The following is an 18,764-nucleotide window of genomic DNA, read 5'->3' as shown; positions in this document are numbered from 1 at the left end:
GCTGTGGATAACCTTTGGAAGGAACTCTACAGGCCACGGGAAACGTGGCTTGTAGAGGTTTGTGCGTTTTTTGATCAGCTGCGGCGGCGCAGACTTATCCACGCATCGACGCTGTAAACCGCCAGGCCGGCCCAGATAAACATGAAGGCCACCAGCGTACTGGACGACAAGTGCTCGTTAAACAGCAGCACGGCTTGCAGCAGCACCAACGTTGGCGCCAGGTACTGGAGAAATCCGAGCGTGGTGTAGGGCAAATGCCGGGCAGCGGCGTTGAAACAAACCAGCGGCACCAGCGTGACCGGCCCGGCCGCCACCAGCCACCAGGCTTCGGACGTGGTCCAGAATTCGGCCTGGGCACTGTGGGCCGTCGGATTGAACAGCAACCAGGCAATGGCGATCGGCACCAGCATCCAGGTTTCCACCACCAGCCCCGGCAGCGCCTTGACCGGTGCCTGCTTGCGAATCAGCCCGTAGAAACCGAAAGTCAGCGCCAGCACCAGCGACACCCACGGCAGACTGCCAACCTGCCAAACCTGTTGCGCTACGCCGACGGCTGCCAGGCCCACCGCAATCCATTGCATGCGCCGCAACCGTTCGCCGAGGATCAGCATCCCCAGCAGCACGTTGACCAACGGGTTGATGTAGTAACCAAGGCTGGCTTCGAGCATTCGCCCGTTGTTCACCGACCAGACATAGGTCAGCCAGTTGGCCGCGATCAATGTGCCGCTCAAGGCCAGGATCGCCAGTCGTTTCGGGTTATCCCGCAATTCGCGCCACCAGCCCGGGTGCTTCCAGACCATCAGCAGCAAGGCGCCAAACAGCGCCGACCACAGCACGCGGTGGATGATGATTTCCACGGCGGGCACGTTGGCGATGGCTTTGAAGTAGAGCGGGAAAAGTCCCCAGATGATGTAGGCACTCAGGCCCAATATGTACCCGCGGCGCGGGTTGGCGGCTTGCATGCAGAATCCTTGCTTAGGCAGCTAACAAAGAAGGGATTGTAGGGCGGTTGTATAGAAGTGTCGCTTCTGAAAGTTAAAAGATCGCAGCCTTCGGCAGCTCCTACAGGGGAATGGAGTACACCTGTAGGAGCTGCCGAAGGCTGCGATCTTTTGATCTTGAATTAAAAAAGTTTCAGCGGCTCTTCATTCAGCGCCGACAATTGCTCACGCAACGCCAACACCTGATCGCCCCAATAACGCTCGGTGCCGAACCACGGAAAGCTGCGCGGGAAGGCCGGGTCGTCCCAGCGGCGGGCGAGCCAGGCGCTGTAGTGCATCAGGCGCAGGGCGCGCAACGGTTCGATCAACGCCAGTTCCCGCGGATTGAAGTCGTGGAATTCGTTGTAGCCGTCCATCAGTTCCGATAACTGCCCCAGGCAATCCTGACGGTCACCGGCCAGCATCATCCAGATGTCCTGCACCGCCGGGCCCATGCGGCAGTCGTCGAGGTCGACAATGTGGAACATCTCGTCGCGACACATCATGTTGCCGGGGTGGCAATCGCCGTGCATGCGGATGTTCTGGTGCGGCGTGTTGCTGTAGGCATCTTCGACACGCTTGAGCAGATCACGGGCAACAGACTCGTAGGCTGGGAGCAAGCTGCGGGGAATGAAATTGCCTTCGAGCAAGGTCGTCAGCGAATCATGACCGAAGTTTTTCACCGCCAATGCTTCGCGGTGCTCGAACGGCTTGGTCGAGCCTACTGCATGCAGGCGACCGAGCAATTGCCCCAGGCGATACAGCTGATCGAGATTACCCGGCTCCGGCGCACGGCCACCACGGCGGGGGAACAGGGTGAAACGGAAACCTTTGTGTTCGTGGAGGGTTTCACCGTTATGGATCATCGGCGCAACCACCGGCACCTCGACCTCGGTGAGTTCGAAGGTGAACTGGTGTTCTTCCAGAATCGCTTCGTTGGTCCAGCGCTGCGGACGATAGAACTTGGCGATCAGCGGCTCGGAGTCTTCGATGCCGACTTGATAAACACGGTTCTCGTAGCTGTTGAGCGCCAGAATGCGTGCGTCGCTCAGGAATCCGATGCTTTCGACGGCATCGAGCACGAGGTCTGGGGTGAGGGTTTCAAACGGGTGGGCCATGCTGACTCCTGCGCGCAGCAGGCTGCTGCGTCCGGCCAGGCATGTTAGCGCAGACGGACGCAGTTAGGTGGTGACTGTGCTGACGCCATCGCGGGCAAGCCCGCTCCCACAGGTCATGTGTCAGTTTTGAAATCGCGCCAATCCTGTGGGCGCTAGCCTGCTAGCGATGAGGCCCGATCAGGCGCCGACGATCCCACCATCCTCCCGGGTAATCGCAATCACCGAAGAACGCGGTTTGCCATTGGGCAAATGCTCGGGGAAGGTCGAACCACCGAATTCACCCGGATGCTGAATCCCGATAAACAACGTCTTCTGATCCGGCGAGAAACTGATGCCTGTCACTTCGCATCCAATCGGCCCGACCATGAAGCGGCGAATTTCGCCGGTCACAGGATCTGCGCAGAGCATCTGGTTGTTGCCCATGCCGGCAAAATCACCGGCATTGCTGGCGTCGCCGTCGGTTTGAATCCACAACCGCCCGGCATCATCGAACGCCAGGCCATCGGGGCTGTTGAACATGTTTTGCGGGGTGATGTTCGACGAACCGCCCTTCGGCGTACCGGCGTGCACTTGCGGGTTGCCGGCCACTACAAACAAATCCCAGGCAAAGGTTTTCGACCCGTGATCCTCACGGTCGGTGTGCCAGCGCAGGATCTGCCCGTAGACGTTTTTCTCCCGCGGATTCGGCCCCCCCACCGGTTGCCCGTCATCGCCGCGTTTGGCGTTGTTGGTCAGCGTGCAGTAAACCTGACCATCCTTGGGGCTGACCACGATCCATTCCGGGCGATCCATGCGCGTGGCTTTCACCACGCTGGCCGCCAGTCGCACGTTGATCAGCACTTCAGCCTGATCGGCAAAACCGCTACTGGCGTCGATGCCGTTTTTGCCGTGGGTCAACTCGATCCATTCGCCCTGGCCTTTCGGGTGGTCGGCGTTGCCGTCGCCTGCGTCGAAAATCGCTACGTACAAAGTGCCGTGATCGAGCAGGTCGCGGTTGGCCTTGGGATTTTTGTGGTTGATCTTGTCGCGGCTGACGAACTTGTAGATGAATTCGCCGCGCTCATCGTCGCCCATGTAGACCACGGCGTGGCCGTCGCGGGTTTCCGCCAGGGCGGCGTTTTCATGTTTGAAGCGGCCCAGTGCAGTGCGCTTGACCGGAGTCGATTGCGGATCGAACGGATCGATCTCCACCACCCAGCCGTGTCGGTTGAGTTCGTTGGGGTTCTTCGCCAGGTCGAAGCGCGGATCGTGTTGGTGCCAGTTGATCTCTTTGCTGGTCACCACTGCGCCATAGCGTTTCTGTGCGGCGTTGAATTTCTGCTCGGCATTGCTGCTGCCGAAGCAATCGGTGAAGTTTTCTTCGCAGGTCAGATAAGTACCCCACGGCGTCTTGCCGTTGGCGCAGTTCTGGAACGTGCCGAGGACTGTCTTGCCGTGCGCATCGGCGCTGGTTTTCAGCAAGTCGTGACCGGCGGCCGGGCCGCTCAGGTTGATCGGTGAATTGCCGTGGATGCGTCGGTTGTAGCGCGAGTCCTGAGCGAATTGCCAGTGGCCATTCTTGCGCTGCACTTCGATCACCGACACGCCTTCGCAGGCCAGTGCCTTGTGCACCTCTTCGGCTGATTGCGGCATGCCGCCGTGGGGGTAGAGGTAGCGGTAATTGGTGTATTCGTTGTTGATCGCCATCAGCGCGCGATTGTTGTCGCCGGGGAAGGCGAACAGGCTCATGCCGTCGGTGTGGTCGCCAAACTGGACTTCCTGCTGCTCGGCAGTGCCATTGCCGCTCGGGTCAAAGGCTGGGCCGTTTTTGTGCAGGGGCTGGCCCCAACTGATCAGCACTGAAGATTTGTAGCCTGGCGGCAGGCTGATGCTATCCGCGGTGGCGGCGGGGATGCTATCAAAGCCGAGCAGTTTGCTGTTGCCGGCGCTGACACTGGCGGCCAGCGCGTTGCGGCTGAGCAGGTTGCCACCGAGGAACATCGCGGCGCCACAAAGGGCACCTGCGCTGATAAAGCCACGACGGCTGAGGCCGACCATCTGTTCGAGGTCGGTACGTTGGTTTTCTTCTAATAGGCTCACATCAGGCTCCCTGCGATTTTTGCAGTCACCTTAATGGCGGGCGATGAAGGTTTTGTTGCAGTGCGTTTACAGCGGCGTGCCGAGCAGAACTCTGGACGGCGAAAATTCGACGCGTACCGGTTTGCCGTTGGTCAGCCCCAGGTCTTGCAGGTGCCACGGCTCGGCCAAAGCGCACAGGGTCAAGCCGTTGGGCAGTGTGATCCGCACTTCGCTGGGGCCGTCTTCGGCGTCGAGAATCTTGTCGATGATGCCCTTCAAGCAATTGTTTCCGGGTGTCTCTGTAGAGTCGATCGCCATCACGTCGAGCCAACCGGCCTTGATCAGGGCCACGACTTCGGTGCCGATTTGCAGCTCCAGTCGCTCGGTGCTGTCGTGGGTGATCTGCGCGTCGACGATCAGGCCTTCGGCGACTTCCAGGCGAATCAGGTCGTTTCGCCCTTGAGGCTCGATCGCTGCGACCTTGCCGTGCAATTGGTTGCGCGCGCTGGTGCGCAGCGTCAGTCGACCGAGCAGGTCCAGGTCACTGGCGTCTTCAGCCGCTTCCAGCACCTGAGCCTGCAACGCTTGCAGCTTTTGATACAGGCGCAATACTCGCTCGCCTTCGCTGGACAGCTTGGCGCCGCCACCGCCCTTGCCGCCGACACTGCGTTCCACCAGCGGTTTTTGCGCGAGGTTGTTCAGCTCATCGATGGCGTCCCACGCCGCCTTGTAACTCAGCCCCGCGCTTTTTGCGGCGCGGGTGATCGAGCCCTGCTCAGCGATGTGTTGCAGCAGGGCAATGCGCTGCGGGCGGCGGACAATGTGCTGGGATAACAACGTAGGCAGGGACATGGCAAGGCGCTTTGGGCTGTGACGGTGGTAAGGACGTTGGCTGCTCGGGGCGCGCTAGTCAAGTCAGGTGGACTCGCCAGGTTTGGGTGTGCGGGCCAGGCAATAGACATCGACCCGTGCCGCGCCGGCGTCCATCAGCAGGCGGGCGAGTGCTTGTGCGGTGGCGCCGGTGGTCAGGACGTCGTCGATCAGTGCCAGGTGACGGCCCTTCAACGAAGTTTTGGGTGTGAGGGCGAAGGCGTTACGCAGATTCTTTTTACGCGCTTCTGCATTGAGATCCTGTTGTGCATCGGTGTCCTGAATTCTCAATAACAGCCGTTCATCGCAAGGAATGTCGAGGCTCGCGCTGATCCAGCGCGCCAGCATCGCAGCCTGATTGAATCCGCGTTGACGCAGTCGTCGATTACCCAGTGGCACGGGCACCAATAATTCGGGACGCGGCAGATCATCGTCGAAAGATGTTGCAGGGCTTGGCTGAGAAGTTCGGCGAGCAGGTGGCCAAACGGCCACTTCGCGCTGTGTTTGAAGCGGGTGATCAGGCTGTCGACCGGGAAGCTGTAGGTCCAGGGTGCGATGACTCGCTCGAAGGCTGGCGGCTGGTTCAGGCATTGACCGCACGTCAGGCCCGCAGCGGGCAGCGGCAAGGCGCAGCACTCGCAGTGATCGCCGAGCCAGGGCAGGTCGGTTTCACAGGCCATGCAGATGGGGGTGGAGCCGTCGGCGGCTTCATCGCAGAGCAAACAGTGCTGTTTGTTTTTTGACCAGATGTAAACCGGTCCGGTGTAACGAGGTTGACAGCGCATCGCTCTTCCTTAAACATGCCAAACATCCGTGTCGCGCCTGTGGGTATTCCATCCCTGCGGTCGCTTGCCAAGCATAAATCAAGGAACCGCCCATGAGCGCCAGCACCACTGCAACCTTGCGTCATGACTGGACTTTGGCCGAGGTCAAAGCACTCTTCGTACAGCCGTTCAACGACCTGCTTTTCCAGGCGCAGACCGTGCACCGCGCGCATTTCGACGCCAACCGCGTTCAGGTGTCGACCTTACTGTCGATCAAAACCGGTGCGTGCCCGGAAGATTGCAAATATTGTCCGCAGTCCGGTCACTACAACACCGGCCTGGAAAAAGAAAAACTGATGGAAGTGCAGAAGGTCCTCGAAGAGGCCGCTCGCGCCAAGGCCATCGGTTCGACCCGGTTCTGCATGGGCGCGGCGTGGAAGCATCCCTCGGCCAAAGACATGCCGTACGTGCTGAAGATGGTTGAAGGCGTGAAAGCGCTGGGTCTGGAAACCTGCATGACCCTCGGTCGCCTGGATCAGGATCAGACCGAAGCGCTGGCCAAGGCCGGCCTCGACTACTACAACCACAACCTCGACACCTCGCCCGAGTTCTACGGCAGCATCATCACCACCCGCACCTACAGCGAGCGTCTGCAAACCCTGGCCTACGTGCGTGAGTCGGGGATGAAGATCTGTTCCGGTGGCATCCTCGGCATGGGCGAGTCGCTGGACGACCGCGCCAACCTGCTGATCCAGTTGGCCAACCTGCCGGAGCATCCGGAGTCGGTGCCGATCAACATGCTGGTGAAGGTCGCCGGTACGCCGCTGGAAAATGCCGAGGACATCGACCCGTTCGACTTCATCCGCATGCTCGCCGTTGCGCGGATCCTGATGCCGCAATCCCACGTGCGCCTGTCCGCTGGCCGTGAAGCGATGAACGAACAGATGCAGGCCCTGGCGTTCTTCGCCGGCGCCAACTCGATTTTCTACGGCGAAAAACTGCTGACCACCGCCAACCCGCAGGCCGACAAGGACATGCAACTGTTCTCGCGCCTGGGCATCCTGCCGGAAGCTCGCGAAGAGCACGCCGACGAGGTGCATCAGGCCGCCATTGAGCAGGCGCTGGTGGAGCAGAAGAGCAGCGAGCAGTTCTATAACGCGGCTGTTTGATCGCTTCACCGATTTTCTGTAGGAGCTGCCGCAGGCTGCGATCTCTTGATTTTGTTTTTAAGGGCAAGATCAAAAGATCGCAGCCTGCGGCAGCTCCTACAGAGGCTTGTCTCTCTTTCCTACTCGCGAGGCCTGCATGTCTTTCGATCTCGCCGCACGCCTGGCTGCCCGTCGTGCCGAAAACCTTTACCGCCAGCGTCCGCTGCTCGAAAGCCCGCAAGGCCCCGAGGTGGTGGTCGACGGCCAGCCGTTGCTGGCGTTCTGCAACAACGACTACCTGGGCCTGGCCAATCATCCGCAAGTGATCGAAGCCTGGCGCGCCGGTGCTTCGAAGTGGGGTGTCGGTGGCGGAGCTTCGCATCTGGTCATCGGCCATAGCGGTCCGCATCACGCACTCGAAGAGGCCTTGGCTGACCTCACCGGTCGCCCACGCGCCTTGCTGTTCACCACCGGTTACATGGCCAACCTCGGCGCAGTCACTGCATTGGTGGGGCAGGGCGATACGGTGCTGGAAGACCGGCTCAATCACGCATCACTGCTGGACGCGGGGCTGCTGTCCGGCGCGCGGTTCAATCGTTATCTGCACAATGATGCGGCGAGTCTGGCCACACGGTTTGAGAAAGCCATCGGCAATACGCTGGTGGTCACCGATGGCGTGTTCAGCATGGACGGCGACATCGCCGATCTGCCGGCTCTGGCGCGGGAAGCCAAGGCCAAAGGCGCGTGGTTGATGGTCGATGACGCGCACGGTTTCGGTCCGCTGGGCGCCAACGGTGGCGGCATCGTCGAGCATTTCGGCCTGAGCATGGAAGACGTGCCGGTGCTGGTCGGCACCCTCGGCAAGGCGTTCGGCACGGCGGGCGCGTTTGTCGCCGGCAGCGAAGAGCTGATCGAGAGCCTGATCCAGTTCGCCCGGCCTTACATTTACACCACCAGCCAACCACCGGCGCTTGCCTGCGCAACACTCAAAAGCCTGGAGTTGCTGCGCAGCGAACACTGGCGACGTGAACATTTGCAAACGTTGATCCGCCAGTTCCGCCACGGCGCCGAGCAGATCGGTCTGGAGTTGATGGACAGCTTCACGCCGATCCAGCCGATCATGATTGGTGACGCCGGGCGAGCGGTGCGTTTGTCGCAGATGTTGCGTGAACGCGGTTTGATGGTGACGGCGATCCGCCCGCCAACCGTGCCGGCCGGCAGCGCCCGACTGCGGGTCACCCTGACCGCCGCGCACAGCGAGGCGCAGGTGCAGCTATTGTTAGAAGGACTGGCCGATTGTTTCGAACAACTGGGACCGGAGCCGAGCCATGCGTGATCGACTGATTCTGCTGCCCGGTTGGGGCCTCGGAATTTCGCCGCTGGAACCATTGGCAGCAGCCTTGCGCGGCCTGGACGAGCACTTGCGTGTGGAAATCGAGCCGCTGCCGGAGCTGGAATCGAGCGATCTCGAAGAGTGGCTCGATGAGCTCGATTCGACGGTGCCGCAAGACGCCTGGCTCGGCGGTTGGTCGTTGGGCGGCATGCTTGCAACCGAGTTGGCGGCGCGTCGTGGTGATCGTTGCTGTGGTTTGTTGACGCTTGCGAGCAATCCTTCTTTTGTCAGTCATGAGCAATGGCCGAGCGCGATGCCCGGGGAAACCTTTGATGCGTTTTTGGCGGGTTGCGCTGCCGATCCGCGCACGACATTGAAACGGTTTTCGCTGCTTTGTGCGCAGGGTGCCGAAGACCCGCGCGGCCTGTCGCGGTTGTTGCTCGGTGGTGCGCCACACACGGCGGCGCCGGCATTGATGAACGGCCTGGAATTGCTCGCGAAGTTGGATACCCGGCACGCCTTGCAGGCCTTTCGCGGTCCGCAACTGCATCTGTTCGGTGGTCTTGATGGACTGGTTCCCGCCGAGGCGGCAGGCGAGTTGTTCGCATTGACCCCGGATATCGAAATCGGTCTGATCGAACAGGCCAGCCACGCGTTTCTTCTGGAAGACCCGCACGGTGTGGCGGGGGCGATCCAGGTTTTTTTACATGAGTCCGGCGATGACTGATTTATCTCTCCCCAACCTGCCCGGCGGTTTGCCTGACAAACGCCAGGTAGCGGCGTCTTTTTCTCGCGCGGCAGCGAGCTACGACAGCGTGGCCGAGTTGCAGCGCGATGTGGGCAGTCAATTGCTTGGTCGTTTGCCGGATGATTTCGTGCCGGGACGCTGGCTGGACCTGGGGTGCGGCACCGGGCATTTCAGTCGCGAGTTGGCTGAGCGGTTTCCGACAGGACACGGGGTGGCGCTGGACATCGCCGAAGGCATGCTCAATCACGCCCGGCCATTGGGCGGCGCCACGCATTTTGTCGCCGGTGATGCCGAGCGTTTGCCATTGCGCGACTCAACCTGCGACTTGATCTTCTCCAGCCTGGCGGTGCAGTGGTGTGCGGACTTCACGTCGGTGCTCAGCGAAGCTCATCGCGTGCTGAAACCTGGCGGAATTTTCGCGTTTGCTAGTCTGTGCGTGGGCACGTTGGTTGAACTGCGTGATAGCTGGCGGCAGGTGGACGGCATGGTGCACGTCAACCGCTTCCGCGAGTTTGCCGTTTATCAACAGCTCTGTGCGGCCAGCGGCTTGCAGACGATCAGTCTGCAAACCCGTCCTCATGTGCTGTATTACCCGGATGTGCGCAGCCTGACCCATGAACTGAAGGCGCTGGGTGCACACAATCTTAATCCGGGGCGGCCGGGCGGTCTGACGGGTCGGGCGCGGATTTTGGGTTTGATAGAGGCTTACGAGCAGTTTCGACAGGCCCAAGGCCTGCCGGCGACTTATCAAGTGGTGTACGCCGTTATGGAGAAACCCTTATGAGCGCAGCCTATTTCATCACCGGCACCGATACTGATGTCGGTAAAACCACAGTGGCCGCCGGTTTGCTGCACGCGGCACGGTCGGCGGGCCTGAGCACGGCGGCGGGTAAACCGGTCGCCTCCGGTTGCGATGTGACGCCCAAGGGCTTACGCAACGCCGATGCGCTGGCGCTGCTGGCGGAATGTTCGGTGCCGTTGACTTATGCACAGGTCAATCCTGTTGCCTTCGAACCGCCCATCGCTCCGCACCTGGCGGCACGCGAGGCGGGAGTGGCGTTGACCGTGCAATCACTGCTGGCGCCGATGCGCGACATTCTGGCGATGAATGCCGATTTCACACTGATCGAGGGGGCTGGAGGTTGGCGCGTGCCTTTGGCAGATCAGGACAATCTGTCGGACCTGGCGATGGCGCTGGATCTGCCGGTGATTCTCGTGGTCGGCGTGCGTCTTGGCTGCATCAACCACGCGTTGCTCACGGCCGAGGCGATTGCCCAGGACGGTTTGCAACTGGCGGGGTGGGTGGCCAACATCATCGAACCGAAGACCTCGCGCCTTGAGGAAAACCTGGCAACGCTGGCCGAACGCATCCCGGCGCCATGCCTGGGACGGGTGCCGAAACTCAAGGTCGTGACGGCCGAAGCGGTGGCAGAGCATCTTCAACTGGATCTGCTGGACTAGAGTTTGCCTATGACAAGGCACTGTGCCATTAGTGTTTTTGACGGGCGTTTTACCGGCGGGTCTGCTTCAATGGCCGCTGTTGATCCTTCAGAAGGACGAGTTCTCCCATGGAAATCTCAGGAAACACCGCTTTTTATGCCGGTCTGAGCACGATTCAGACAGGGCAGAACCGTGTCGATCAAGCCGCCGGCCAAATCGCCAACAATACGATCGAGCGCTCGGTCACCAGCCAGTCTTCCGAGATGCAGGCCGATCGCCTGCGTTCTGTCGACCGCAGCCAGCAATCGGATGTGGCCAGCAACATGGTGGAAATGGCCCAGGGCAAATTTCAGGTGGAGCTGGGCGCCAAAGTCGCCAAGGCATCCGATGAAGTGCTCGGAACGTTGATCGATACCTTCGCCTGATTCTGCGCTGAACCCGCACCGCTGACGCCGCGATCATTCGCGGCGTTTTTCTGCGTAAGTCCTTCTCTGCAAACTATTCTTTCCTACACTGCGTGTTGCTTGTGCGACGACGCGGCGTAGCGGTGCGCATCCGCATTGCGCTGGGCGATGACGAACGGCAAAAGATCGACGCTTGACAAGATTTGGGCGTAAACGTATGTTTCAAACAACTGTTTGACCGTCAGAACAAATCAACACGGTCGCTCATTCCCGGTTACATCAGCAGAGGTTTATCGCTATGCCTGACTACAAGGCCCCCTTGCGTGATATTCGCTTCGTACGTGACGAACTGCTCGGCTACGAAGCGCATTATCAGAGCCTTCCGGCTTGCGCAGACGCAACTCCGGACATGGTTGCCGCCATTCTCGAAGAAGGCGCCAAGTTTTGTGAGCAGGTACTGGCTCCGCTGAACCGCGTGGGCGATCTCGAAGGCTGCACCTGGAGCGAGTCCGGCGTTAAGACTCCGACCGGCTTCAAAGAAGCCTACAAGCAATTCGTCGAAGGCGGCTGGCCAAGCCTGGCCCACGACGTCGAGCACGGCGGCCAAGGCCTGCCGGAATCCCTGGGTCTGGCCATCAGCGAAATGGTTGGCGAGTCCAACTGGTCGTGGGGCATGTACCCGGGCCTGTCCCATGGCGCGATGAACACCATCTCCGAGCACGGTACGCCTGAGCAGCAAGAGGCCTACCTGACCAAACTGGTTTCCGGCGAATGGACCGGCACCATGTGTCTGACCGAACCGCACTGCGGCACCGACCTGGGCATGCTGCGCACCAAGGCCGAACCTCAGGCTGATGGTTCCTACAAGGTTTCCGGCACCAAGATCTTCATCTCGGCCGGTGAACACGACATGGCCGACAACATTGTCCACATCGTGCTGGCCCGCCTGCCGGATGCACCGGCCGGTACCAAAGGCATTTCCCTGTTCATCGTGCCGAAGTTCATGCCGAACGCAGACGGTTCGATCGGTGAGCGCAACGCAGTGGCCTGTGGTTCCCTGGAACACAAGATGGGCATCCACGGCAACGCCACCTGCGTGATGAACTTTGACGGCGCGACCGGTTTCCTGATCGGCCCGGCGAACAAAGGCCTGAACTGCATGTTCACCTTCATGAACACCGCACGTCTGGGCACCGCGCTGCAAGGTCTGGCCCACGCCGAAATCGGCTTCCAGGGTGGCCTGAAATACGCTCGCGATCGCCTGCAAATGCGCTCGCTGACTGGCCCGAAAGCGCCGGACAAAGCCGCTGACCCGATCATCGTGCACCCAGACGTACGCCGCATGCTGTTGACCATGAAGGCATTCGCCGAAGGCAACCGCGCGATGGTTTACTTCACCGCCAAGCAAGTCGACATCGTCAAGTACGGCGTGGACGAAGAAGAGAAAAAGAAAGCCGACGCACTGCTGGCCTTCATGACGCCAATCGCCAAAGCCTTCATGACCGAAGTCGGTTTCGAATCGGCCAACCACGGCGTGCAAATCTACGGCGGCCACGGTTTCATCGCCGAGTGGGGCATGGAGCAGAACGTTCGCGACAGCCGCATTTCGATGCTGTACGAAGGCACCACCGGCATCCAGGCACTCGACCTGCTGGGCCGTAAAGTGCTGATGACCCAAGGCGAGGCTCTCAAAGGCTTCACCAAGATCGTCCACAAGTTCTGCCAGACCAACGAAGGCAACGAAGCGGTTCAAGAGTTCGTCACGCCGCTGGCTGCACTGAACAAGGAATGGGGCGAACTGACCATGAAGGTCGGTATGGCCGCCATGAAGGATCGCGAAGAAGTCGGCGCGGCCTCCGTGGACTACCTGATGTACTCCGGTTACGCCTGCCTGGCCTACTTCTGGGCTGACATGGCGCGCCTGGCTGCCGAGAAGCTGGCTGCCGGTACCACCGAAGAGGCGTTCTACACCGCCAAGCTGCAGACTGCGCGCTTCTACTTCCAGCGCATCCTGCCGCGTACCCGCACTCACGTTGCAACGATGCTGTCGGGCGCCAACAACCTGATGGACATGAAAGAAGAAGACTTCGCACTGGGCTACTAAGTCCTAACGCAGTTCTTCACAAAAACCGCCGCTCTTTCGGGAACGGCGGTTTTTTTGCGTTTAACCCCAACTACGGGGGCAATTCCCCAGCAGAAACGGGTGTTCATGCGCCACCTGACTCCCGAATTTATTGATGCAAAATGTTACTAGGTGGATGGCAAATTAATTGCACTGCGCTGGTTAACCGGCGCTAACGAGAAATCCTGTCTTGTTCAATGACGCTCTCGCCCGGCGAACTCATAACAACAACAGTCAGGGTGAAGCACATGAACATCTGCCGACTTGTTCGTTTGACCGTCTGGTTATCCATCATTTTCTCTGCCGTCGCTGCAATGGCGGCTACGCCTGAAGAAGTCGAACCGCCCGTCCCCGAAGTGCCGAGCCTGCAATCATTGCGCGGCATGATGCCGCCGGACCCTTCCGGTACCGAAGGCGGGCGCAAGGTCGATCTGATGACCGATTACGTGCTCAATCGCTCGGCAGCGGTTCTGCTGGGCAAGGCCCTGTTCTGGGACATGGAGGTCGGCAGCGACAGCAACACTGCTTGCGCATCCTGCCACTACCACGCCGGCGTCGATCACCGGACCACCAACCAGATCAACCCGGGCCAGGCCCACACCAACGCCAACGTCGCATCGATTTTCAACAAGCCGTTCATGGCCTCTGACATTCCCGGCGACGTGCCGTCCTATACGACCAAATCCGGGGGCAAGGGCGGGCCGAACTACCTGCTGAAGAAAACCGACTTCCCGACTCATGTGCTGGCCAATCCGCTGGATCGAAATTCGGCGATTGTCTATTCCACCGACGACGTGATCGGGTCCCAGGGCGTGTTCGACGCCAACTTCGTCAAACCCAACCAGCCGCGCTTCGACAAATGCACGCAGCAACCGGACGGAATCTTCCAGGTCGGTGGCATCAACGTGCGCCGCAGCACCGGGCGCAACGCGCCGTCGGTGATCAACGCCGCGTTCAACGTGCGCAATTTCTGGGATGGCCGGGCCAACAATGTGTTCAACGGCTTCTCGCCCTTCGGCAACCGTGACCCGGATGCCGGGATCTATGTAACGAAAGACAACAGCGGCGTGGCCCTCAAGGTGCGGCTGGCGCTCAACGATGCTTCGGCGGCTTCGCAAGCCGTCGGGCCTCCCGGCAGCGCAGTGGAAATGTCCTGCGGCGGGCGTACGTTCGCCGACATCGGCCGGCGCATGCTTGACACGCTGATGCTCAAGCAACAGCGGATTGCCTCCACCGACTCTGTGCTGGCGCCGGTGTCCGGTGCGCGCAGGCCCACCTACCGCGAACTGATCAAGAACGCTTTCCAGCCACGGCTGTGGAACGCCACACAACAGGTGTCGGTGGGCGGCGCTCCGTACACCCAGATGGAGGCCAACTTCCCGCTGTTCTTCGGCCTGGCGATCCAGATGTATGAAGCCACGCTGGTTTCCGACCAGGCACCAATCGACGCCTATTTGCAGGGCGATCACACAGCCATGAACGAACAGCAAGTGCAGGGCATGAACCTGTTCCTGGGCAAGGGCAAATGCGTCAACTGCCACGGTGGCGCAGAGCTGACCAACGCCGCCAGTCGCTTGCAGTTCCATCCCCGCGAGCGCATCGAGCGTATGGTCATGGCGGACAACCTGACCACGCTCTACGACAACGGTTTCTACAACACCGGCGTGCGTCCAACCTCGGAAGACCTGGCGCTCGGTGGCGCGGATGCCTGGGGCAATCCGTTGTCCTTCACCCGTCAGTACAACACCGTGCTGCAAGGCGGGAAGATTGCTGATCCGCTGGATGTCGACGTGTGCACCTTCGAAGCACCATTGAGTGCAGCGATTCCCTGTGATGCAACGCAGCTGCCGAATGTCGGTTTCCGTGATGCGGTCGATGGCGCCTTCAAGACGCCGACATTGCGCAACATCGCGCTGACCGGGCCGTATTTCCACAATGGCAGCCGTTCAACGCTCAAGCAGGTCATGGAGTTCTATAACCGTGGCGGTGACCGGCGCGGTGAGGATGCGAGCAACACCAGCGGTTTCGAGCATCCGTCGGCCAATCAGCACAACGGTTCCAACCTTGATCCGGACATGACCAACCTGAATCTGACTCCCGATGAGATTGATGCGGTTGTCAAGTTCATGGAAGTCGGCTTGACCGACCCGAGAGTCGCGTGGGAACGGGCGCCGTTCGATCATCCGTCGCTGGTGCTTCCACAAGGCCACGTGGGTGATGAAAACGCTGTCACGCAAAAACCGGTCAGCCCGAAGATCACCACGCGCCAGGCACTGGACGCGAACATTCAGCTCAAGCCGATTGGTGCCGAAGGTCGCAGACCTGAGGAAGGGGCGTTGCAGCCGTTCAACAACGACATTTGATTGGACTCCCCTTGCGTCACTGGCGGTTTCGATGGCTGCCAGTGACGTTTTTTTAAAAATACCTCAGTAAAACACTCAGCAAGTCGGGGTTTCTGCCGTTACAGTGGTGGGCACAATGCCATCTATTGATATGACGGGTCGGAGCTTTACCCTTGCCGCGTTCTTCCGCTGTACGTTTCAGCCATTTCCTACCGTCATTACTTCTTTTACTGGCGGGCCTCGCGGCTGCGTACGTCAAAGACCTGAACGTATTCTTCACTTCGCTATTCAACGTACTGCCGACCCTGGTGCTGTTGCTCGGCGGTGCCTACTGCGCGGTTTACCGACGTCAGCGTGAACTGTTTCTGATGGTCACCGTGTACATCGCCTACTTCCTGCTCGACACACAGACCGACTATTACCGCGACAACGGCAAGGTTCGCGAAGACGCCGCGGTGGTCTTCCATTTGTGTTGTCTGCTGCTGCCATTGTTGTTTGGCGTGTTCGCCGCGTGGCAGGAGCGCACGCACCTGTTCCAGGACATGGTGGCGCGTTTCGCCGTGTTGCTGGCGGTGGGCAGCGTGGCGCTGGGGCTGGAGCAAAGTTACCCGCGGGCGTTGCTGATGTGGCTGTCGGAGATCCGTTGGCCGGTCTTGCACGGTGCCTGGATGAGCCTGATCCAGCTCGCGTACCCGGTGTTCATCGCCGCGTTCCTGCTGCTGGCCTGGCAATATTGGCGCAATCCGCGACCGCTGCATGCCGCGCAACTGGTGGGGTTGCTCGGGCTGTTCTGGATGCTGCCGAAAACTTTCATCCTGCCATTCACCCTGAACATCATGTGCAGCCAGGTGATGCTGATGATTGCTGCGGCTGTCGCGCACGAAGCCTATCAAATGGCCTTCCGCGACGAGCTGACCGGGTTGCCGGGGCGCCGCGCGCTGAACGAACGTATGCAACGCCTGGGTCGCAACTACGTGCTGGCCATGAGTGACGTCGACCACTTCAAGAAATTCAACGACACCCACGGTCACGATGTCGGCGATCAGGTGCTGCGACTGGTTGCCAGCAAACTGGGAAAAATCGGCGGCGGCGGTAAGGCGTATCGCTACGGCGGTGAGGAATTTGCCCTGGTCTTTGCAGGCAAGACCCTCGAAGAGTGTATGCCGCATCTGGAAGTGATCCGCGAATCCATTGCTACCTACAACATTCATCTGCGCAATCAGGACAGCCGTCCCCAGGATGACAGTCAGGGCCGTCAGCGTCGTTCGGGCTCCGCGGCTTCAAGTGTGTCGGTCACCGTCAGCATCGGCGTCGCCGAACGTCTTGAGCAACGTACCCCGGAAGAAGTACTCAAGTCCGCTGACCAGGCGCTCTACAGCGCCAAGGGCGCCGGGCGTAACTGCGTGATGGCGTTTGGTCAGAACCGCCGTGGCGCCGTGCGCATGGACGCCGCTACGGTTGAGTGATGATGGCGCATTCAGCGTCTGGACTGTGATTGTGAGGCGTGGTCGGCGGCAGTAGGTTGAAGAAATCTGCTGACGGAGAAATGACCATGCCCGAGTACAAAGCTCCCCTGCGCGACATGCGCTTTCTGATCGACCATGTCTTCGACTTTCACGGCAACTACGCCGCGCTGGGCGCTACCGACGCCAGCCCGGACATGGTCAGCGCGATCCTCGAAGAGGGCGCGAAGTTCTGTGAAAACGTACTCTCGCCCCTCAACCGCAGCGGCGACGAAGAGGGCTGCCATTTCGACAATGGCGTGGTCACCACGCCTACAGGCTTCAAGCAGGCTTTCGCACAATACGTGGAGGGCGGCTGGCATGGTCTGGCGGCGGATCCGGCTTACGGCGGCCAGGGCTTGCCCCACTCTTTGGGGTTGGTCATCAGCGAAATGGTCGGCTCCAGTAACACCTCATGGGGCATGTACCCGGGCCTGACCCACGGCGCCATGTCGGCGATTCACGCGCACGGCACTGCAGAACAGAAACAGACTTACCTGAGCAAACTCACCGCCGGACAATGGACCGGCACCATGTGCCTGACCGAAGCCCATTGCGGCACCGATCTGGGCATCATCAAGACCCGCGCCGTACCTGCCGCCGATGGCAGCCACGCAATCTCCGGCAGCAAGATTTTCATCTCTGCCGGTGAGCACGACATGAGTGACAACATCATTCATCTGGTACTGGCGAAACTGCCGGACGCACCGGCCGGGACCAAAGGTATTTCCCTGTTTATCGTGCCCAAGTTCCTGCCCAATGCATCGGGTGACGCCGGTGAACGCAACGGCGTGTCCTGCGGCTCGATCGAACACAAAATGGGCATCAAGGCGTCCGCCACCTGCGTACTGAACTTCGACGGCGCCAAAGGCTTCTTGATCGGCGAGCCGAACAAGGGCCTGAACTGCATGTTCACCATGATGAACCACGCGCGGCTGGGCACCGGCATGCAAGGGTTGTGTCTGGGCGAAGCGAGCTTCCAGGGCGCAATCAAATACGCGAACGACCGCTTGCAGATGCGTTCCCTGACCGGCCCGAAAGCGCCGGAGAAAGCTGCGGACCCCATCATCGTGCACCCCGATGTGCGACGGATGTTGCTGACCATGAAGGCCTTCAACGAAGGCAACCGCGCCCTGACTTACTTCACGGCGCAGTTGCTGGATGTCGCGCATCTGAGTGCGGATGAAACGGCGCGCCAGGACGCTGAAGACCTGTTGGCGTTCCTCACGCCGATCTGCAAAGCCTTCATGACCGACACTGGCCTAGAAGTGACCAACCATGGCATGCAGGTATTTGGCGGCCACGGTTTCATTCGTGAATGGGGTATGGAACAACTGGTTCGTGATTGCCGCATCGCGCCGATCTACGAAGGCACCAACGGCATTCAGGCGCTCGACCTGCTCGGGCGCAAAGTTCTCGGCAGCCAGGGCAAGCTGCTGCGCGGCTTCACCAAAATCGTTCACAAGTTCTGTGCGGCGAACGCTGCACATCCGCAACTGGCCGTTTACGTGGCGCAGCTCAACGATTTGAACCGGCAGTGGGGGGAATTGACTACTCAGGTCGGCATGGCGGCGATGAAAAATCCGGATGAAGTCGGCGCTGCGTCAGTGGATTACCTGATGTACAGCGGCTACATCATCCTCGGCTATTTGTGGTTGCGCATGGCGTTGGTGGCACAGGCACAGCTTGATGCCGGTAGTGGCGATGCCGATTTCTGCCGGGGAAAACTGGCGACTAGCGAGTTCTACTTCAAGCGCCTGTTGCCACGCACTGCCGCGCATCGCACCGCTATCGAAGCGGGTAGCGATTGCCTGATGCAACTGCCGGCGGAGTTGTTTGCGCTTTAGTCATTTACATCCGTTACAAAAGAAGCTCGCCTTGCGCGGGCTTTTTTGCTGGTGACTAAAAATAACAAATAGGTCATGAGCTGACCCT

At 60.2% G+C, this 18,764-nt stretch carries 14 protein-coding genes and 1 pseudogene; 10 read left to right on the top strand and 5 right to left on the bottom strand.

The window, feature by feature from the left end; translation table 11 throughout:
• Positions 1-74: 74 nt before the first annotated feature.
• The 5 genes and pseudogenes from rarD to ACM110_RS09670 form a co-directional block, all read right to left on the bottom strand.
• Complete coding sequence (gene rarD / locus ACM110_RS09690) at positions 75-962, bottom strand: EamA family transporter RarD (RefSeq protein ID WP_416127594.1); 888 nt, start codon at positions 960-962, stop codon at positions 75-77.
• A gap of 161 nt (positions 963-1,123) precedes the next feature.
• The gene (locus ACM110_RS09685) at positions 1,124-2,098 is read right to left on the bottom strand and encodes a serine/threonine protein kinase (RefSeq protein WP_338583555.1); all 975 of its coding nucleotides are present in this window, start codon (positions 2,096-2,098) and stop codon (positions 1,124-1,126) included.
• A gap of 177 nt (positions 2,099-2,275) precedes the next feature.
• Entirely contained in the window at positions 2,276-4,177 is a 1,902-nt protein-coding gene (locus tag ACM110_RS09680; RefSeq protein ID WP_416127593.1) for a PhoX family protein, read from the bottom strand.
• Positions 4,178-4,243: 66 nt separating this feature from the next.
• The gene (locus tag ACM110_RS09675; RefSeq protein WP_416127592.1) at positions 4,244-5,008 is read right to left on the bottom strand and encodes a TOBE domain-containing protein; all 765 of its coding nucleotides are present in this window, start codon (positions 5,006-5,008) and stop codon (positions 4,244-4,246) included.
• 63 nt (positions 5,009-5,071) lie between these two features.
• Positions 5,072-5,811: pseudogene (locus ACM110_RS09670) on the bottom strand (ComF family protein).
• A 92-nt stretch (positions 5,812-5,903) separates the two neighbouring features.
• On the opposite strand from ACM110_RS09670, the gene bioB reads away from it, so the two are divergent.
• The 10 genes from bioB to ACM110_RS09620 all read left to right on the top strand — a co-directional run bounded on the left by bioB (position 5,904) and on the right by ACM110_RS09620 (position 18,676).
• Positions 5,904-6,959 carry a biotin synthase BioB gene (bioB, locus tag ACM110_RS09665; RefSeq protein WP_150703870.1) on the top strand — a complete coding sequence of 352 codons (1,056 nt, stop codon included), beginning with the start codon at positions 5,904-5,906 and terminating at the stop codon, positions 6,957-6,959.
• 136 nt (positions 6,960-7,095) lie between these two features.
• Positions 7,096-8,274 carry an 8-amino-7-oxononanoate synthase gene (bioF, locus tag ACM110_RS09660; RefSeq protein WP_416127591.1) on the top strand — a complete coding sequence of 393 codons (1,179 nt, stop codon included), beginning with the start codon at positions 7,096-7,098 and terminating at the stop codon, positions 8,272-8,274.
• A complete protein-coding gene (locus tag ACM110_RS09655; RefSeq protein ID WP_416127590.1) occupies positions 8,267-8,998 on the top strand; it encodes an alpha/beta fold hydrolase in 732 nt (243 codons plus the stop codon). Before bioF ends, ACM110_RS09655 begins: the two co-directional genes overlap by 8 nt.
• Positions 8,991-9,803 (top strand): malonyl-ACP O-methyltransferase BioC, encoded by an 813-nt coding sequence (gene bioC / locus ACM110_RS09650; RefSeq protein ID WP_416127589.1) that lies wholly within the window; start codon positions 8,991-8,993, stop codon positions 9,801-9,803. The genes ACM110_RS09655 and bioC overlap by 8 nt, the downstream gene beginning before the upstream one ends.
• Positions 9,800-10,480 (top strand): dethiobiotin synthase, encoded by a 681-nt coding sequence (bioD, locus tag ACM110_RS09645; protein ID WP_416127588.1) that lies wholly within the window; start codon positions 9,800-9,802, stop codon positions 10,478-10,480. Before bioC ends, bioD begins: the two co-directional genes overlap by 4 nt.
• 107 nt (positions 10,481-10,587) lie before the next feature.
• Positions 10,588-10,884: a pyrroloquinoline quinone biosynthesis protein PqqE gene (locus ACM110_RS09640; RefSeq protein ID WP_416127587.1), complete on the top strand. Its 297-nt coding sequence runs from the start codon at positions 10,588-10,590 to the stop codon at positions 10,882-10,884.
• 277 nt (positions 10,885-11,161) lie between these two features.
• On the top strand, positions 11,162-12,967 hold the full coding sequence (locus ACM110_RS09635; protein ID WP_416127586.1) for a phenylacyl-CoA dehydrogenase: 1,806 nt from the start codon (positions 11,162-11,164) through the stop codon (positions 12,965-12,967).
• Between the two features lie 266 nt (positions 12,968-13,233).
• Positions 13,234-15,348 (top strand): cytochrome-c peroxidase, encoded by a 2,115-nt coding sequence (locus ACM110_RS09630; protein ID WP_416127585.1) that lies wholly within the window; start codon positions 13,234-13,236, stop codon positions 15,346-15,348.
• A 152-nt stretch (positions 15,349-15,500) separates the two neighbouring features.
• The gene (locus ACM110_RS09625; RefSeq protein ID WP_416127584.1) at positions 15,501-16,793 is read left to right on the top strand and encodes a GGDEF domain-containing protein; all 1,293 of its coding nucleotides are present in this window, start codon (positions 15,501-15,503) and stop codon (positions 16,791-16,793) included.
• Between the two features lie 86 nt (positions 16,794-16,879).
• Positions 16,880-18,676, top strand: coding sequence for an acyl-CoA dehydrogenase C-terminal domain-containing protein (locus tag ACM110_RS09620; RefSeq protein ID WP_416127583.1), 1,797 nt, complete (start codon positions 16,880-16,882; stop codon positions 18,674-18,676).
• Positions 18,677-18,764: the final 88 nt, after the last annotated feature.

The sequence above is a fragment of the Pseudomonas sp. NFX98 genome (assembly GCF_047784845.1).
Taxonomy (GTDB): Bacteria; Pseudomonadota; Gammaproteobacteria; order Pseudomonadales; family Pseudomonadaceae; genus Aquipseudomonas.
This window is presented reverse-complemented; position numbering and strand designations above follow the sequence as displayed.